This is a genomic window from Streptomyces smaragdinus (assembly GCF_009604385.1).
Taxonomy (GTDB): domain Bacteria; phylum Actinomycetota; class Actinomycetes; order Streptomycetales; family Streptomycetaceae; genus Streptomyces; species Streptomyces smaragdinus.
The window spans coordinates 251,825-268,815 of the sequence record NZ_WEGJ01000004.1 but is presented as its reverse complement, the minus strand read 5'-3'; the positions used below and the strand labels follow the sequence as shown (position 1 = coordinate 268,815).

The window sequence follows — 16,991 nt, the reverse complement described above, 5'->3', positions numbered from 1 at the left end:
GATGAGGTGGAACCGAAGGGTCCCCGGCCGGGCGCCGGCCGGCGCCGCCGCAAGGGGATGGCCGAGGCGGCGGATCTCGAGCGCCGCATGGACCACAGCCACCTCGCCCGCACCGACCGGGTCGTCTTCGGCGTCACCGCCGCGCTCACCCTGGCCTTCGTCGTCTGGGGGGCCACGGGCACCGACAGCCTGGAGTCCGTGTCCAGCTCCCTGCTCGACGGTCTGATCCGCGACGGCGGCTGGGCGTTCGTGCTGGCCGCCTCCGGCTTCGTCGTCTTCGCCCTGTGGCTCGCCGTCAGCCGGTACGGGCGGATCACCCTCGGCGCGGAGGGCGAGGAGCCCGAGTTCCGTACCGTGTCGTGGGTCGCCATGATGTTCAGCGCCGGCATGGGCATCGGACTGATGTTCTACGGGGTGAGCGAGCCGCTCGCCCACTTCACCACCCCGCCGCCCGGCACCCACCCGGCCGACCCGGCCGAGCGGATGACGACCGCGATGGCCACCACCCTCTTCCACTGGACGCTCCACCCGTGGGCGATCTACGCCGTGGTCGGCCTCGCCATCGCCTACTCCGCCTTCCGGCGCGGCCGGCGCCAGACCATCAGCGCCGTGTTCGTCCCCCTGATCGGCGAGAAGGCCGCGTACGGCACACCCGGCCGGATCATCGACATCCTGGCCATCTTCGCGACCCTCTTCGGCTCCGCCGCCTCGCTCGGCCTCGGCGCGCTCCAGATCGGCAGCGGCTTCGAGGAGCTGGGCTGGATGGAGAAGACGGGCACGGGGCTGCTCGTCGTCATCATCGCCGTGCTGACCGTGGCCTTCGTGCTGTCCGCGGTGTCCGGCGTGGAGCGGGGCATCCAGTGGCTGTCCAACATCAACATGGTGCTGGCGGCGATCCTGGCCGTGTTCGTCTTCGTCGCGGGCCCGACCATCATCGTGCTGGACCTGCTGCCCACCTCCGTCGCCTCCTACTTCGGCGAGCTGCCGCAGCTGGCGGGGCGCACGGAGGCGACCAGCGGCAAGAACATCCACGACTGGCTGGGCAGCTGGACGGTCTTCTACTGGGCCTGGTGGATCTCCTGGACGCCGTTCGTCGGCATGTTCATCGCCCGGATCAGCCGGGGCCGCACCATCCGCCAGTTCATCGGCGGCGTCATCCTGGTGCCCAGCACGGTCAGCCTCATCTGGTTCGCCGTCTTCGGCGGTACGGCGATGAGGCTGGCCGAACAGGGCCGGCTGGCGGAGAAGAGCACGCCGGAGGGACAGCTCTTCGGCGTGCTGAACGAGTTCCCGGTCGCGGGCGCCATGAGCCTGCTCGTGATGATCCTCGTCGGGATCTTCTTCGTGTCCGGCGCGGACGCCGCGTCCATCGTGATGGGCACGCTGTCCCAGCGCGGCGCCCATGAACCCGCCCGCCCGGTCGTGGTGTTCTGGGGTGTGGTGACCGGCGCCGTCGCCGCGATCATGCTGCTGATCGGCGACGGACAGGGCGACGCGCTCGCGGGCCTGCAGAACCTGACGATCCTGGTGGCGGCGCCGTTCGTCCTCGTGATGATCGGCATGTGCGTGGCGCTGATGCGCGATCTGCACGAGGACCCGGTCATCGTCCGCGGTGAGGCGGGCCGGGAGGTTGTCTCGGATGCCGTGATCGCCGGTGAGAAGAGATACGACGGGGACTTCGAGCTCAGGATCGGTCCCGGCTCACCGGACCGTGACGGCTAGGCGGCGCGCCGCATCCCCGGGACGCGGAACCGTACGGGCTTCGAACCGGGCCCGCCGACGTGGGAGAACGGCTGACGGCGCCAGTCCAGCCCCTCCGGCAGGGTGAGCAGCATCGCGGCCGCCTCCTGCTCCGGCGCCTCCACCGCGTCCCCGTCCGCCGCGGTCTCGCCCACGCCCCGCCCGGAGCCGTCGCAGACGGCCAGCCCGAACGGGTTCCACGGAGTCACCAGCCGGGCATGCTCGGGCAGTTGCTCCTCGCCCTCGAGCAGCGCGATCGACTGGGCGCAGTCCGGGCAGACCACGCGGAACATCTCGTATGTTTCGAGCGGTTCGTCACCGCTGTCGTCCCAGACGTCAGGCACGCCGGCCTGCTGTGCGGACCCAAGGCGCTTCAGCTTCGCCATGTATTCCCCCTCGGGTAGGCCGACCAGTTGAGAAGTGGTCTCGACCAACCACAGCATTTCCCACCCCCCGAATCTCCTAACCCCACCACCTGATCCGACCTGCGGGTACACATGTGGCGTTCGTCACATGCGCCGGGCAAAAGCGTTGTACGCGCACCTCAGGAGACGCATGCGGAAGCGGTGTCCCAGAAGTTCTTCTCCCGGTGGAGGGCACAAGGGCCCCCTCCCGGCCCGGCCGCCGGCCGAAGGCGTGAAGCGGTCCATTCCAGCCCGTCCGGCGTTTGAGGACAAGGCGCGAAGCGCCGGCGGAGGGGCGCAGCCCCGACAAGGGGGCCCGGGGGCGAAGCCCCCGCAGCGCGGCGAAACAGGACCCGGTAAGTTGATCCACCGTGGAGGAGCTGGACAGACGCATCGTGGAACTACTCGTCGCCGACGGCCGCATGAGCTACACCGACCTGGGCAAGGCCACCGGCCTGTCCACGTCCGCGGTCCACCAGCGCGTCAGACGCCTGGAGCAGCGCGGCGTCATCCGCGGCTACGCCGCGATCGTCGACGCGGAGGCCGTCGGCCTGCCCATGACCGCGTTCATCTCGGTCAAGCCGTTCGACCCGAGCGCCCCCGACGACATCTCGGACCGCCTGCGGGAGGTCCCGGAGATCGAGGCCTGCCACAGCGTCGCCGGCGACGAGAACTACATCCTCAAGGTCCGCGTCGCCGCACCGGCGGAGCTGGAGGAGCTGCTCGCCCGGATCCGCTCGCTGGCCGGCGTCTCGACCCGGACCACCGTGGTGCTGTCCACCCCGTACGAATCGCGCCCCCCGCGCGTCTGACCACCGATCCGAGGCTGCTGACGTGACCGAGACCGCCCGTACCGTGCTGCTCCGCGGCGGAGAGATCCACACCCCCGCCGACCCCTTCGCCACGGCGATGGTGGTGGAGGGCGACAGCATCGCCTGGGTGGGGTCCGAGGGGGCCGCCGACGGCTTCGCGGACGGCGTGGACGAGGTCGTACGGCTGGAGGGCGCCCTGGTGACGCCCGCCTTCACGGACGCCCACGTGCACACCACCGCCAACGGCCTCGCCCTCACCGGCCTCGACCTGGCCGACGCGCAGAGTCTCGCCGACGCCCTGTCCCGGATCCGCGCCCACGCCGCCGCCCGCCCCGGCGACCGGGTGCTCCTCGGCCACGGCTGGGACGACACCCGCTGGCCCGAGCAGCGCCCCCCGACGCGCACCGAGCTGGACGAGGCGGTGGGCGACCGCCCGCTGTACCTCTCCCGGGTGGACGTCCACTCCGCCGCCGTCTCCACGGCCCTCGCGGCCACCGTCCCCGGCCTGCCGGGCCTCGCCGGGTACCACCCCGCGCTCCCCGTCGCCCGCGACGCCCACCACGCCGTGCGCACCGCCGCGTACAGCACGCTGAGCCCCGCGCAGCGCGAGGAGGCCCAGCGGGCGTCGCTGGCCCGGGCGGCGGCGCTGGGCATCGGCTCGGTGCACGAGTGCGCGGGACCGGACATCAACGGCGAGGCGGACTTCCTGGGGCTGCTGGAGGTCGCGCGCGAGTTCGCCGGGCCGCGGGTCGTCGGCTACTGGGGCCAGGCGGTGCGCACCGCGGAGGAGGCGGCTGCGATCCGGCACGACCTGGGCGCCCACGGCGCCGCCGGCGACCTGTGCGCGGACGGCTCCGTCGGCTCGCACACGGCGCACCTGTGCGACCCGTACGCGGACGCCGCGCACACCGGCAACGGCTACCTCGACGCCGAGGCGATCGCGACCCACCTCGCGGCCTGCACGGAGGCCGGGATCCAGGGCGGCTTCCACGCCATCGGGGACGCCGCCAACGACGCCGTGGTCGCGGGCGCGCGGTTCGCCGCCGAGCGGCTGGGGCTGGAGCGGGTACGGGCCGTGCGGCACCGGGTGGAGCACGCGGAGATGCTGAGCCCCGGGACGATCGCCGGGTTCGCGCAGTTCGCGCTCACCGCGTCCGTCCAGCCCGCCTTCGACGCCTTCTGGGGCGGTCCGGAGGGCATGTACGCCGAGCGGCTGGGCGCCGAACGGGCGGCCGGGCTGAACCCGTACGCCGCCCTGCTGCGTGCCGGGGTGCCGCTCGCGCTGGGCTCCGACGCCCCCGTGACCCCGCTCGGCCCGTGGGCGGGCGTACGGGCCGCGGCGTTCCACCGCACCCCGGAGCACCGGGTGTCGGTGCGCGCGGCCTTCACCGCCCACACCCGGGGCGGCTGGCGGGCGATGGGCCGGGACGACGCGGGCACCCTGGTGCCGGGCGCGCCCGCGGACTACGCGGTGTGGACGGCGGGGGAGCTCGTCGTGCAGATCCCCGACGAGCGGGTCGCCAACTGGTCCACCGACCCGCGCTCGGGCACCCCGGGGCTGCCGGACCTCACGCCCGGCGGCGAGCTGCCGCGGTGTCTGCGGACGGTCGTGGGCGGCCGCGAGGTGTACCGCGCGGCGTGATTCCGCTTCGTACCCGGCGGGGTGAATCGGCGGGGTCCGTACGGGGGTGAAACTCCCGTGTCCGTTCGATGTTCGGTCGACGGCGGTTGACTTTCGTTTGTGATCGGTTTCTGTTCGCCGGACTCCGGTTAGGCGCTTTCTTCCGCCCGTTTCGGAGTTGAGGCTTGAACAGGCGTGGGCCGAACGGGTGATTGGCGATCTTCAATGGGCCGGAACAGATCCCCGGGGCTTCCTGGGGCCGGTCTTTGATCATGGCGCTGACCTGGTGATTCCGGAAGACACCCCAGGCGGCGTAGCTGTTGACACCGTACGGGCGGCGGCCGGTAGTTTCAGCCGAGTCCACCACCGGACGTCCGGCCGCGGAATCTTCGCCTGTCGTCGCAAGGCCGCTGGGCCCCTTCGGGTCTGGACGGGCCGCCGCACCGGCTGCCCGTCACAGGGAGCCAGGTCCAGCGTCTTCGGCATGGGGGCGAGGGTCGATTCCCGCCGGCCGGCAGGTGCGACCCGGGTGGGGCCCGGATGCTCAGTAGACAACGGCCCTCGGTCGATCCGCAGCCGGCGGGTCCCAGGTCGGACCGAAGGGCGCCGGGCCCCGAACCGCGTGCACCGGCCGCGCGTGAGCCCGTGCGGCGGCCCCTGTCCGGGACCTGCGATGACCGAACACCCCTTCCCGTTATACGGTCACTCCAGCACCGCACGACCTGCAGGAAGGCCAGCGACCGTGCACCCGGGCCCAGACACCGCCTCCGCCGCCGCTCCGGCGCCGGACGCCACGACCGCCGACGCGGCACCCGAACCTGCCGTGCCCGAGCCGGGGGAGCCCGGATCGGGGAGGCCGGAGCCCCGGGAGGCCGAGACGCCCCAGGCCCCCCGCCCCGGCCGCATGGCCCGTATCCGCGCCGCCGTCCGCCGTGTCCTTGCGGCCACCGGGATCGCCGTGGCCGCCGGGCTGGCGCTGGCCTTCGCCTTCCCGCCGTACGGGATCTGGCCGCTGTCGCTCCTGTCCGTGGCGGCGCTCGCCCTGCTGGTGCGCGGCCGTACCGCCCGCCAGGCGTGCTGGCTCGGGTTCGCTTTCGCCCTCCCCTTCTTCGTCTTCCTGCTGAAGTGGCTGCACGTCATCGGCTGGGACGCCGCGATCGGCCTCTCGGTGGCCGAGGCCGCGTTCTTCCTCGCCCTCGGCCCCGCGCTCGCCGCGACCTCCCGGCTGCCCGCCTGGCCGCTGTGGGGCGCCTGCCTGTGGGTGGCGCAGGAATGGGCCCGTGACCGGCTTCCGTTCGGCGGCTTCCCCTGGGGCCGGCTGGCGTTCGCCAACACCGGCTCCCCGTTCACCCCCCTCGCCGCCCTCGGCGGGGCGCCGCTCGTCACGTTCGGCGTGGCCCTGGCCGGTTCGCTGCTCGCGGCGGCCGTCCTCGCCGGGTGGCACGCGCGCGGCCGGCTCCGTACCGTCGCGTCCCTGCGCTCCGTCGCCGTCCCCGCCGCCCTGGCACTGGCCGCCGTGGCCGCCGGCTACGCCGTCCCGGTGCCGACCGGGGCCGACGACACCGTCCGTATCGCCGTCGTCCAGGGCAATGTCCAGCAGCCCGGCATGGACTTCCTGGGCCGCCCCATGAAGATCCTCAACAACCACGTCGAGGCCACCGAGAAGCTGGCCGCCGACGTCCGCGCCGGGCGCACCTCGCAGCCGGACCTGGTGATCTGGCCGGAGAACGCCTCCGACCTCGACCCGTTCACCTCGGCCGAGGCCTACGCCGCCATCGACGGCGCGGTACGTGACATCGGCGTCCCCGTCCTCGTCGGCGCCCTCGTCGACCACCCCACCAAGGAGGGGTACGTCGAGAATCAGGGCATCGTCTGGGACCCGGGCACCGGTCCCGGGAAGTCGTACACCAAGCAGCACCCGGTGCCCTTCGGCGAGTACGTGCCGTTCCGCGAGCAGCTCAGCAAGGTCATCACCCGGCTGCAGCGCGTCCCGCGCGACTTCTACCCGGGCGACCACACCGGCGTCCTGCAGACCGGCCCGGCGCGGCTCGGCGACGTGATCTGCTTTGAGGTGGCGTACGACGAGATCGTCCGCGACACCGTCAACGCCGGGGCCCGCGCCCTGGTCATCCAGACCAACAACGCCACCTACGGCAACACCGGCCAGCCCGAACAGCAGCTGGCCATGTCGAAACTGCGCGCCGTCGAGCACGGCCGGGCCATCGTCACCGCCGCCACCAGCGGCATCAGCGCGATCGTCCGGCCCGACGGGACCATCGAGCAGCAGACGGCGGAATTCACCCAGGACGTGCTGACGACCAGCCTCCCGCTGCGGGACGGCACGACGGTCTCCGACCGGCTCGGCCCCGCTCCCGAGTGGGTCCTCGCTATCGTGGGCCTGATCTCCTGCGCGGCCGCGTACGCACTCGGCCGGCGCGCCCGCAAGCAAGGAAAGGCCAATCTGTGAAGCACGGTGGGCAGCGGCAGTACGGACCGCTGGGCCGCGTACTCGTGATCATCCCGACCTACGACGAGGCGCAGAACATCGGGCCCATCGTGGAGCGGGTCCGGGCGTCCGTGCCCGAGGCGCACGTCCTGGTCGCCGACGACAACAGCCCCGACGGGACGGGCAAGCTCGCCGACGAGCTCGCGGCCGAGGACGACCACGTGCACGTGCTGCACCGGGCCGGCAAGGAGGGTCTGGGGGCCGCGTATCTCGCGGGCTTCGCGTGGGGCATGGCGGAGGGGTACGGCGTTCTGGTCGAGATGGACGCCGACGGCTCCCACCAGCCGGAGGAGCTGCCGCGGCTGCTCACCGCGCTGAAGGGCGCCGACCTGGTGCTCGGCTCGCGCTGGGTGCCCGGCGGGCGGGTGGTGAACTGGCCGAGGTCCCGGCAGTTCCTCTCCCGCGGCGGCAGCACGTACTCGCGGCTGATGCTGGACGTCCCGATACGGGACGTCACCGGCGGCTACCGGGCGTTCCGGCGGGAGACGCTGGAGGGGCTCGGGCTCGGCGAGGTGGCCTCGCAGGGTTACTGCTTCCAGGTCGACCTGGCCCGGCGCGCCGCCCATCGCGGGTTCCATGTGGTGGAGGTGCCGATCACCTTCGTGGAGCGGGAGCGCGGCGACTCCAAGATGAACCGGGACATCGTCGTCGAGGCGCTGTGGCGCATCACGGCCTGGGGCGTGGGCACCCGCGCGCGCCAGCTTCTCGGACGCAGGCACACTTGAGTCATGACCACCCCGCAGCCTTACGGGGGCGAGAGCGGCCCGCACCAGGGCCCCGGCGCCCCGTCCTCCCCCTCCGGCCCCGGCGCGCGGCGCCGGCGCGGCCGGGCCCGCTATCTGCCGCTCGTGGTGGCGGCGTGGGCGGTGCTGGAGATCTGGCTGCTGATCCAGGTCGGCCACTGGGTCGGCGCCCTCGGGGTGTTCGGGCTGCTGGTCCTGGGCGCGATCGTGGGCGGCGCGGTCGTCAAGCGCGCCGGCCGCCGGGCCTGGCGCGGGCTGGCCGCGTCCCTGCAGCCGTCCGCGGCGCCGGCGGAGCAGACGGACGGGTCCGGCAACGCGGTCACGATGCTCGGCGGACTGCTGCTGATGTTCCCCGGCTTCGCCTCGGACGTCCTCGGGCTGATCCTGCTGCTGCCGCCCGTGCGGTCGCTGGTGGGCCGGCGGATGGAGCGGGCGCTGGAGCGCCCGGTGGCGTCCGGCGGGCTCGGTGATCTGAACAGCGCGTTCACACAGGCCAGGATTCACCGCCCGGACGGGAAGATCGTCCGGGGCGAGGTCGTCCGCGACGACGAACCGCCGCGGGGGAGCTGACCCTCCCCGGGCGCGCCGAGGGGCCCGCACCCTCCACGAGGGAGTCGGGCCCCGGACGCCTATGCCGCCGTCAGGCGGACTTGCGCGTGTCGCGAGGATGAACCGCCAGGTTCATCGCGCCGGATCGCAGTACCGCCAGCCGCTCCGCCAGCACTTCCTCCAGCTCGTCACGCGTACGCCGCTCCATGAGCATGTCCCAGTGCGTACGCGCCGGCTTGGTCTTCTTCTCCTCGGGGCCGTCGCCGTCCACCAGGAGCGCCTGGGCGCCGCATGTCTTGCATTCCCACTCCGGCGGGATCTCCGCCTCCACCGAGAACGGCATCTCGAATCGATGTCCGTTCTGGCATGCGTACTCCACGGCCTGGCGCGGGGCCAGGTCGATGCCGCGGTCGGTCTCGTAGCTGGTCACCACGAGGCGCGTGCCGCGAAGAGCTCGCTCACTCATGAATCGTGCCTCCCGGGCTTGTCGCCCACAGGACAGGTGTCGCTGTCGTCGTCATCCGGGTCAACGTCCGGTCGGCGATGAAGATTCCCGTATCGGGACATGCGTCGCCGGTCGTGCCGCCCCATTGCTTGTACCCACCGCCGCCCGGTTTGTCACATCTGACAGGAGATGTCACCCTCTGAAGTCGTCTCGCAGCATGCGGTCACGGTTTTACCGGCGGGCCAACGCGGTACCTTACCGGTCCGCGTCCGTGGTCGCTAAATCGACACGGCCTCGGCGGGGCCGTCCGCCGGGTCCGCCGTACGGGGCGCGGGGACGGCCGCGGCAGGGGTCTCATCAGGCTTTTCGGGGGCGAATACCCGCAGGAAGTACTGGGCGAGGGGGCCGATCGCGACGGCGTAGACCACGGTGCCGGCGCCGACCGTGCCGCCCAGCAGCCAGCCGGTGGCCAGGACAGTGACTTCTATCACGGTCCGCATGGCGCGGATCGAGCGTCCGGTACGGGCGTGCAGACCGGTCATCAGCCCGTCGCGCGGGCCGGGGCCGAAGCGGGCCGTGATGTAGAGGCCGGTGGCCACGCCGTTGAGCAGGACGCCGGACAGCATGAGGGGGATCTGGTAGCCGAGGGCGTGCGCGTCGGGGACGAGTGCCATCGTGGCGTCCATCGTGAGCCCGATGACCAGCACGTTCGACACCGTGCCCAGGCCCGGGCGCTGGCGCAGGGGTATCCACAGCAGCAGCACCAGCGCGCCGACGGCGATCGAGACGGTGCCGATCGACAGTCCGGTCCGTTCGGCGACGCCCTGGTGGAAGACGTCCCAGGGGTCGACGCCGAGCCCCGCGTCGACCGTCATGCCGCAGCTCGCCCCGTACAGCGCCAGACCGGCGTAGAGCCGGACGAGCCGGGCCCCCAGGCGCGGTCCGCGGACGGATCCCTCGATGGATTTCCCGGCGGAATCCCGTACAGCGGACAAAGCACTTCCCCCTCTGGCATTGGTGGACCGATGCGTGCCACTCTGTGGCCCGGAAGAATCGGCCCTCCATGGCCAATCGGGAAGAGGTGGACTGCACACGATGACCCAGTGGACTTCTGCCACCGGAGCGGTTCAGCTGGCCCGGCTGCTGCGTTCGCAGCAGCCGCCGCCCGCCGGGGGCCGCAAGGTCCCCGCGTACCGGGCGCTCGCGGACGGGGTGCGGCTGCTCGTCCTGGAGGGCCGACTCCCGGTGGCCACCCGGCTGCCCGCCGAGCGGGAGCTGGCGCTGGCCATGGCGGTGAGCCGGACGACGATCGCCGCCGCGTACGAGCATCTGCGGTCGGCCGGCTTCCTGGAGTCCCGGCGCGGTGCCGGCAGCTGGACGTCCCTGCCGACCGGGCATCCGCTGCCCGCCCGGGGGCTGGAGCCGCTGCCGCCCGACATGATCGGCTCGATGATCGACCTCGGCTGCGCGGCGCTGCCCGCCCCCGAGCCGTGGCTGACCCGGTCGATGCGGGGCGCGCTGGAGGAGCTGCCCCTGTACGCCCACACCCACGGCGACTATCCGGCCGGTCTGCCCGTCCTGCGCGAGGCCGTCGCGGCGCGCTACACCGCCCGCGGCGTGCCCACCATGCCCGAGCAGATCATGATCACCACCGGCGCGATGGGCGCGATGGCGGCGCTGATCCGCCTGTTCACCGGCGGCGGCGACCGGATCGCGGTGGACTCCCCGTCGTACGCGAACATCCTGCAGCTGATGCGCGAGGAGGGCGCGCGGCTCGTACCGGTGGCGATGGGGGAGGGGCTCACGGGGTGGGACCTGCCCATGTGGCGGCGGATCCTGCGGGACGCGGCGCCGCGGCTGGCGTATGTGATCGCCGACTTCCACAACCCGACCGGGGCGCTGGCGACGGCCGAGCAGCGGCGGGCGCTGGTGGAGGCGGCGCGGTCGGCGGGGACGGCGCTGATCGCGGACGAGACGATGCTGGAGATCAGCCTCGACGACGGTCCGGGGGAGCTGCCGCCGGCGATGTGCTCGTTCGACCCGGCCGGTTCGACGGTGGTGACGGTCGGCTCGGCCAGCAAGGCGTTCTGGGCGGGGCTGCGCATCGGCTGGGTGCGGGCCACCCCGGAGATCATCCGCTCGCTCGTCTCGGCGCGCGCGTACGCCGACCTCGGCACGCCGGTGCTGGAGCAGCTGGCGGTGAGCTGGCTGATGGGGACCGGGGGCTGGGACGAGGCCGTGGCGCTGCGCCGGGAGCAGGCGCGGGGCAACCGGGACGCGATCGCGGCGGCGCTGCGGTCCGAGCTGCCGCAGTGGCGGTTCGAGCTGCCGCGCGGCGGGCTCACGCTGTGGGTCAGGACGGGCGGTTTCTCCGGCTCGCGGATCGCGGAGGCGGGGGAGCGCTTCGGCGTGCGGATCCCGTCGGGGCCGCGGTTCGGGGTGGACGGGGCCTTCGAGGGCTTCGTCCGGGTGCCGTTCACGGTGGACGGCGCGCTGGCGGCGGAGGCGGCGACCCGGCTGGTGTCGGCGGCCCGCTTCGTCGCGGAGGGCGGGGTGACGGGCGGTGTGGGGGATGTACGGGGGCTGATCGCGTAGTTCTGGCCGGGGCCGCGCGGCGGGGGCTACGATGCGGCGATCCCGAGGCCCAAGGAGTGCCGTGACCTTTTCCATCGTTGCGCGATCAGCCGACGGCGAGTCCCTCGGCGTGGCCGTGGCCAGCAAGTTCCTGGCGGTCGGCGCCGCCGTCCCGGCAGTCCTCGCCGACGTCGGCGCGGTCGCCACGCAGGCCCACGCGAATCTGGCGTACCGGCCGGACGGGCTGGCCCTCCTGCAGGGCGGCGCGGACGCGGCGGCGGTCGTGGCGCGACTGACGGGGGACGACGCCGACCGCGACGTCCGCCAGGTCGGCGTGGTGGGCGCGGCGGGGGACGGCGCGACGTACACCGGCGGCGGCTGCATGGACTGGGCCGGCGGGGTGGCCGGTGACGGCTACGCGATCCAGGGCAACATCCTCGCCGGACCCCAGGTCGTCGAGGCCATGCGGGCGGCCTGGCTGGCCGGTGACCCCGGGCAGAGCCTCGCCCGGCGGCTGCTCGCCGCGCTCACGGCCGGGGACGCGGCCGGCGGCGACCGGCGCGGGCGGCAGAGCGCCGCGCTGCTGGTGGCCCGCCGGGGCGGGGGCTACGGGGGCGCGAGCGACGTCGAGGTGGATCTGCGGGCCGACGACGACGCGGCGCCGGTCCAGGTGCTCGAGCGGCTGCTGGGCCTGCACGAGCTGTACTTCACCCGCCCCGACCCGGCGACCCTGCTGGACCTCGGCGGCGAACTCGCGGCGGAGGTCACGGCCCGGCTCGCGGCGCTCGGCCACCACGGCGAGCCGGACGCGGCGCTCGCGTCGTGGGCGGGCGTCGAGAACCTCGAGGAGCGCCTGGTGCCGGGCCGGATCGACCCGGTGGTGCTGGACTGGCTCCGCAAGGCGTGAGGCCGGGGGCGCGTCGTTCGTCCGCGACGCGCCCCCGCCTGCTCAGCCGATATCGAACAGCGGACCCGTCAGCGTCAGACCCAGGTCGTGACCCGCGAACGAGAACAGCGCCAGCAGCATCAGCGCCGCGCCGCACAGCGACAGGTCCTTCAGGAACTGGATCATCTCCATCTGCTTGGCCTCCGCGTCCGTCTCCTTCCAGAACGGATGCATCATCACCGCCGTGACGAACAGGAACACCGCCAGCAGCAGCGCCCCGAGATCCGCCCAGACGCCCAGCACGACGCTCAGCCCGCCCAGCAGCATCACGACGCCGGAGAGCGCCGTCGCCGGCACCGGGGCCGGTACGCCCTTGGACGCCGCGTACGCGCCCATCTGCTTGGTCTGGGACAGATGGGCGACGCCGGAGCTCAGGAAGAGGGCGACGAAGAGAATCCGCCCGATCAGTACGAGGACATCCATCGTGACCTCCTAGGGGTGGTTGATCAGGCAACAGACCCCGTGAGTCGTACTGACTTCCAGTGTGGCACCGATACGCCCAGGTGCGAACGCACGAGCGAGGCCCCGGCACGCCGCGCCGCGACGGGACAAGGGGATGAACCACCGCATACGCTTCAATGCGGACATGATTCGAAGCGTCGTGCTCGCCGTCGTCTGGACGCTGGCCGTGGCCGCCACCGCGCTGGCCCTCGGACACTCGGTGTGGTGGTGGATCGCCGCGGGGCCGCTGCTGGCGCTCGCCGCGCTGGCCGGGTACGACCTCGCGCAGCGCCGCCGTTCGCTGCTGCGCAACTATCCCCTGGTCGGGCGGCTGCGGTACGCGATGGAGAAGATCCGGCCGGAGCTCCAGCAGTACTTCATCGAACGCAACTACGACGGCCGCCCGTACGACCGTGAGGTCCGTACCAGCGTCTACGAGCGGGCCAAGGGCATCGCCGGACAGGAGGCGTTCGGCACCGAACGCGACGTCTACGAGGACGGATACGAGTACCTGCTGCCGTCCATGGCGCCGCTGCCCGTGGCGAAGGAGCCGCCCCGGGTGCTGATCGGCGGACCCGACTGCGCCCGGCCGTACGAGATGTCGCTGTTCAACGTCTCCGCGATGAGCTTCGGCTCGCTCTCCGCGCAGGCCGTCCGGGCGCTCAACTCCGGCGCCGCCCGCGGCGGCTTCGCCCACGACACCGGCGAGGGCGGGCTGAGCGAGCACCACCGGATGGGCGGGGACCTCGTCTGGGAGATCGGCACCGGGTACTTCGGCTGCCGCACCGCCGACGGCGCCTTCGACGCGGGGGCGTTCGCGGACAAGGCCGCCGGCCTCGACGAGGTCAAGTGCGTGTCCCTGAAGCTGTCGCAGGGCGCCAAGCCCGGCATCGGGGGGCTGCTGCCCGGGGCCAAGGTCGACGCCGTGATCGCCCGGACCCGGGGGGTGCCCGAGGGGCGGACGGTGGTGTCCCCGCCGTACCACCAGGTCTTCGGCACGCCGCGGGAGCTGGTGCGCTTCATGGCCCGGATGCGGGAGCTGGCCGGGGGCAAGCCCGCCGGGTTCAAGCTCTGCCCGGGGTCGCGGCGGCAGTTCCTCGCCGTGTGCAAGGCGATGGCCGACGAGGGGACGGGGCCGGACTTCATCGTCGTCGACGGCGCCGAGGGCGGCACCGGCGCGGCGCCGCTGGAGTTCGCCGACAACCTCGGCACCCCGCTCACCGAGGGCCTGATCATGGTGCACAACGCGCTGGTCGGCGCCGGGCTGCGCGACCGGGTGCGGATCGGGGCCAGCGGGAAGGTCGCCACCGGCAGCGACATCGTCAAACGGCTGCTGCAGGGCGCCGACTACACCAACGCCGCGCGGGCGATGATGTTCGCCGTCGGCTGCATCCAGGCCCAGCGCTGCCACACCAACACCTGCCCCGTCGGCGTCACCACCCAGGACGCGCGCCTGACCCGCGCCATCGACGTACCGGACAAGGCCGAACGGGTGCGCCGCTACCAGCACTCCACCGTCTCCAGCGCGCTGGAGATCATGGCGGCGATGGGCGTGGCCGACCCGTCGGGCCTGCGGCCGCGCCAGCTGGTGCGCCGCACCGATCCGGTGACGGTACGTCCGTACACCGACCTCTACGACTGGCTGGAGCCCGGCGAACTGCTCGCCGGCCCGCCCCGCGAGTGGGCCGACGACTGGGCGGACGCCGACCCGGACCGCTTCTGAGCCGGGCGCTACGCGATCCGCAGCCTGCGCGGCAGCTCCCGCAGCGGTTCCGGCAGCCGCAGCGGCCCCGCCCCCGGCGTGAGCGAGCCCAGCACGGACGGGGTGCGCGCGCCCGTCGCCGACGGCACCGTGCCCGGCAGCCCGTGCCAGCTGAGCCAGCCCAGCAGGGCGAAGAGATACGCCTCCTTGGCCTGCGCCGGCAGCCCGTGCTCGCCCGACTCCCCGACCCGCACCGACGGGGCGAGCGCCCGGATCCGCGCCATCAGCGCCGGGTTGCGCACCCCGCCGCCCGCGATCACCAGCTCGGCGAGCTGGTGCGTCCGGCAGGCGGCGGCGACCAGCTCGGCCGTCAGCTCGGTGACCGTCGCGACCAGATCGTCGCCCCCGACGCCGTACGGCTCCGCGTGCTCCCGCAGATACGCGGCGTGGAAGACCTCCTTGCCCGTCGACTTGGGCGCCGGCAGGCGGTAGTACGGCTCGGTCAGGAGGTGGTCCAGCAGCGGCCCCGACACGGTGCCGCGCGCCGCGCGGGCGCCACCGGCGTCCATCGTCTCGGCGCCGTTTGTCAGCTCCGTGACGGCCGCGTCGATCAGGGCGTTGGCGGGACCCAGGTCGTACGCGACGACGGTGCCGTCCGCGTCCCGCACGGTGATGTTGGCGATGCCGCCCAGGTTCAGCGCGCCCCGGCGGGTGCCGTCGGCGGGCAGCAGGAGGGCGTCCATGGTGGACACCAGCGGCGCCCCCTGGCCGCCCGCCGCGATGTCGCGGGTCCGTACGTCCGAGAGCACCGGCAGCCCGGTGGCTTCGGCGATCCAGGCCGCCGCGCCGAGCTGCAGGGTGCCCAGCGCGGTGGTGCCGTCCACCCAGTGGAAGACGGTCTGGCCGTGGGAGACGATCAGGTCCGCGGGGGAGACGGCGGCGCAGGCGTCGGCGGCCACGCGGCCGAAGAACTGCCCGAGTTCGGTGTCCAGCCGGCAGACGTCCTCGAGCGTCGTACGGGCCGGCGGCAGCGCGCGGGCGATGTTCTCGCGCAGGACCCGGGGGAAGTCCGCGCTGTGCAGTCCCAGCGGGCGCAGGACGAGTTCGTCGCCCTCCACCGAGAAGCCGGCCACCGCGGCGTCCACACCGTCGTAGGAGGTGCCGCTGAGCATTCCGAGGACCTTGATCTCCGTCATGCCGCCATCCTCGCCCATGGCGGCGGGCCCGCCGCCGCCGGGACCCTTGCGCTGGGCAGCGGCGGTGAGCCCGCCTGGCAAAACTATACATTTCCGGCAAAACGGGCATTGAATGATGGGGTCACGGGAATGTCGGACGGCCGGCGGACCGGTCGCACGCGAGGCGCTGCGGCCGACCGAACACAGCATCTATGGTTCGGGACTGGACCGGATCAGTGTCCGTCCCCCGAGCCCAGGAGGTCCCTATGCGCCCCACCATCGCCGTCGCTCTGGAGGAGGGCCTGCGCCGGCTGTTCTTCACCGCGGAGCAGTGGAGGGAGCTCGAGGAGGCGGGGGAGCTGCGGATCTGCGGCATCGATCCGGAGCGGCTGGCCAAGGAGCTCGCCGACGCCGAGGTGGTGGTGACCGGATGGAACACGCCGCGGCTCGAGGGCGAGCTGCTCGCGGCGGCGCCCCGGCTGAAGCTCGTCGCCCACACGGGCGCGGCGCTGCGGTTCCTCGTCGGCGACGAGGTGTTCGCCCGGGGGATCCGGGTGTCGCAGGCCGGGGAGGCGATGGCGCCGGCCGTGGCGGAGGTGTCGCTGGCGTTCACCCTGACGCTGCTGCACCGGATCCACCGCTTCGACCACGCCCTGCACTCCGGCGCCGGGTGGACCCGTACCAAGTACGGCACGCTGGAGGCCAGTGAGCTGCGCGGCTCGGTGATCGGAGTGGTCGGCGCGTCCCGGACCGGACGGGCGTACATGGAGCTCGTACGGGCGCTCGGCGGCGTCCTGCTGCTCGCCGACCCGATGGTCACCGCCGGGCAGGCCGCCGCGCTGGGCGCCGAACTCGTCCCCCTCGACGAACTCCTGGAGCGGTCCCGGATCGTCGCCCTGCACGCGCCGGCGATACCCGAGACCCGCCGGCTGATCGGCCGCCGCGAGCTCGGCCTGATGGCCGACGGCGCCGGGCTCGTCAACACCGCCCGGTCGTGGCTGGTGGACTCCGACGCGCTGCTGGAGGAGCTGCGCGAGGGACGGCTCGACGGGGCGCTCGACGTGTACGACGAGGAACCGCTGCCCGTGTCGAGCCCCCTGCGCGGTCTGCCCAACGTCCTGCTCACGCCGCACGAGGCCGCCGGCGCGGTGCAGGTGCGGCGCAGGCAGGGGCGGATCGTGGTGGACGAGATCGGCCGCTTCCTGGCCGGCGAGCCGCTGCGGCACGAGATGACCCGGGAGATCCTGGCCACGACCGCCTGACGACGTCCCGGCCGGCCGGGGATTCGTGCCCTGGCCGGCCCGTGGATCCCTGGTGTAGGTTTTCCTCCATG

15 protein-coding genes are annotated in these 16,991 nt (G+C 73.2%); 10 read left to right on the top strand and 5 right to left on the bottom strand.

What is annotated here, in order from left to right; genetic code table 11:
* Window positions 1-57 precede the first annotated feature (57 nt).
* Window positions 58-1,722: a BCCT family transporter gene (locus SRB5_RS09875; protein WP_153451255.1), complete on the top strand. Its 1,665-nt coding sequence runs from the start codon at window positions 58-60 to the stop codon at window positions 1,720-1,722.
* On the opposite strand, the gene SRB5_RS09870 is transcribed toward SRB5_RS09875, so the two are convergent.
* Window positions 1,719-2,126, bottom strand: a complete 408-nt coding sequence (locus tag SRB5_RS09870; protein ID WP_153451104.1) for a hypothetical protein — start codon at window positions 2,124-2,126, stop codon at window positions 1,719-1,721. The two genes, SRB5_RS09875 and SRB5_RS09870, sit on opposite strands and share 4 nt — an antisense overlap.
* Before the next feature lie 389 nt (window positions 2,127-2,515).
* On the opposite strand from SRB5_RS09870, the gene SRB5_RS09865 reads away from it, so the two are divergent.
* From SRB5_RS09865 to fxsA, 5 genes are all read left to right on the top strand, one after another.
* Window positions 2,516-2,956 carry an Lrp/AsnC family transcriptional regulator gene (locus SRB5_RS09865; protein WP_323377420.1) on the top strand — a complete coding sequence of 147 codons (441 nt, stop codon included), beginning with the start codon at window positions 2,516-2,518 and terminating at the stop codon, window positions 2,954-2,956.
* Between the two features lie 22 nt (window positions 2,957-2,978).
* The gene (locus SRB5_RS09860) at window positions 2,979-4,598 is read left to right on the top strand and encodes an amidohydrolase (RefSeq protein ID WP_323377417.1); all 1,620 of its coding nucleotides are present in this window, start codon (window positions 2,979-2,981) and stop codon (window positions 4,596-4,598) included.
* A gap of 721 nt (window positions 4,599-5,319) precedes the next feature.
* A complete protein-coding gene (gene lnt, locus SRB5_RS09855) occupies window positions 5,320-7,044 on the top strand; it encodes an apolipoprotein N-acyltransferase (RefSeq protein WP_407703895.1) in 1,725 nt (574 codons plus the stop codon).
* A complete protein-coding gene (locus SRB5_RS09850) occupies window positions 7,041-7,808 on the top strand; it encodes a polyprenol monophosphomannose synthase (RefSeq protein WP_323377415.1) in 768 nt (255 codons plus the stop codon). The genes lnt and SRB5_RS09850 overlap by 4 nt, the downstream gene beginning before the upstream one ends.
* A gap of 3 nt (window positions 7,809-7,811) precedes the next feature.
* Complete coding sequence (gene fxsA / locus SRB5_RS09845) at window positions 7,812-8,396, top strand: FxsA family membrane protein (RefSeq protein ID WP_153451103.1); 585 nt, start codon at window positions 7,812-7,814, stop codon at window positions 8,394-8,396.
* Between the two features lie 70 nt (window positions 8,397-8,466).
* Here the strand turns inward: fxsA and SRB5_RS09840 are convergent, their stop codons facing one another.
* Window positions 8,467-8,841, bottom strand: a complete 375-nt coding sequence (locus SRB5_RS09840; protein ID WP_153451102.1) for an RNA polymerase-binding protein RbpA — start codon at window positions 8,839-8,841, stop codon at window positions 8,467-8,469.
* A 257-nt stretch (window positions 8,842-9,098) separates the two neighbouring features.
* Window positions 9,099-9,815, bottom strand: a complete 717-nt coding sequence (gene yczE / locus SRB5_RS09835) for a membrane protein YczE (RefSeq protein ID WP_228389926.1) — start codon at window positions 9,813-9,815, stop codon at window positions 9,099-9,101.
* A gap of 100 nt (window positions 9,816-9,915) precedes the next feature.
* On the opposite strand from yczE, the gene SRB5_RS09830 reads away from it, so the two are divergent.
* Together SRB5_RS09830 and SRB5_RS09825 are read left to right on the top strand one after the other, a co-directional pair.
* Window positions 9,916-11,415 carry an SCO1417 family PLP biosynthesis transcription factor gene (locus SRB5_RS09830; protein WP_153451101.1) on the top strand — a complete coding sequence of 500 codons (1,500 nt, stop codon included), beginning with the start codon at window positions 9,916-9,918 and terminating at the stop codon, window positions 11,413-11,415.
* A 61-nt stretch (window positions 11,416-11,476) separates the two neighbouring features.
* Window positions 11,477-12,301: a DUF1028 domain-containing protein gene (locus tag SRB5_RS09825; protein WP_323377413.1), complete on the top strand. Its 825-nt coding sequence runs from the start codon at window positions 11,477-11,479 to the stop codon at window positions 12,299-12,301.
* 42 nt (window positions 12,302-12,343) lie between these two features.
* Here SRB5_RS09825 and SRB5_RS09820 read toward each other — a convergent pair whose 3' ends face one another.
* Window positions 12,344-12,763, bottom strand: coding sequence for a DoxX family protein (locus tag SRB5_RS09820; RefSeq protein ID WP_153451099.1), 420 nt, complete (start codon window positions 12,761-12,763; stop codon window positions 12,344-12,346).
* 163 nt (window positions 12,764-12,926) lie between these two features.
* Between SRB5_RS09820 and SRB5_RS09815 the strand changes: the two genes are divergently transcribed.
* Window positions 12,927-14,504 (top strand): FMN-binding glutamate synthase family protein, encoded by a 1,578-nt coding sequence (locus SRB5_RS09815; protein WP_153451098.1) that lies wholly within the window; start codon window positions 12,927-12,929, stop codon window positions 14,502-14,504.
* 8 nt (window positions 14,505-14,512) lie between these two features.
* On the opposite strand, the gene SRB5_RS09810 is transcribed toward SRB5_RS09815, so the two are convergent.
* On the bottom strand, window positions 14,513-15,679 hold the full coding sequence (locus SRB5_RS09810; RefSeq protein WP_228389925.1) for an anhydro-N-acetylmuramic acid kinase: 1,167 nt from the start codon (window positions 15,677-15,679) through the stop codon (window positions 14,513-14,515).
* Window positions 15,680-15,924: 245 nt separating this feature from the next.
* Between SRB5_RS09810 and SRB5_RS09805 the strand changes: the two genes are divergently transcribed.
* A complete protein-coding gene (locus SRB5_RS09805; protein ID WP_153451097.1) occupies window positions 15,925-16,920 on the top strand; it encodes a hydroxyacid dehydrogenase in 996 nt (331 codons plus the stop codon).
* Window positions 16,921-16,991 lie beyond the last annotated feature (71 nt).

Excerpts from the sequence above, each read along its gene's own strand:
- SRB5_RS09875 (WP_153451255.1), top strand. The coding sequence starts at position 58 with ATGGCCGAGGCGGCGGATCTCGAGCGCCGCATGGACCACAGCCACCTC.
- SRB5_RS09870 (WP_153451104.1), bottom strand. The coding sequence starts at position 2,126 with ATGGCGAAGCTGAAGCGCCTTGGGTCCGCACAGCAGGCCGGCGTGCCT.
- fxsA (WP_153451103.1), top strand. The coding sequence starts at position 7,812 with ATGACCACCCCGCAGCCTTACGGGGGCGAGAGCGGCCCGCACCAGGGC.
- SRB5_RS09840 (WP_153451102.1), bottom strand. The coding sequence starts at position 8,841 with ATGAGTGAGCGAGCTCTTCGCGGCACGCGCCTCGTGGTGACCAGCTAC.
- SRB5_RS09830 (WP_153451101.1), top strand. The coding sequence starts at position 9,916 with ATGACCCAGTGGACTTCTGCCACCGGAGCGGTTCAGCTGGCCCGGCTG.
- SRB5_RS09820 (WP_153451099.1), bottom strand. The coding sequence starts at position 12,763 with ATGGATGTCCTCGTACTGATCGGGCGGATTCTCTTCGTCGCCCTCTTC.
- SRB5_RS09815 (WP_153451098.1), top strand. The coding sequence starts at position 12,927 with ATGATTCGAAGCGTCGTGCTCGCCGTCGTCTGGACGCTGGCCGTGGCC.
- SRB5_RS09810 (WP_228389925.1), bottom strand. The coding sequence starts at position 15,679 with ATGACGGAGATCAAGGTCCTCGGAATGCTCAGCGGCACCTCCTACGAC.
- SRB5_RS09805 (WP_153451097.1), top strand. The coding sequence starts at position 15,925 with ATGCGCCCCACCATCGCCGTCGCTCTGGAGGAGGGCCTGCGCCGGCTG.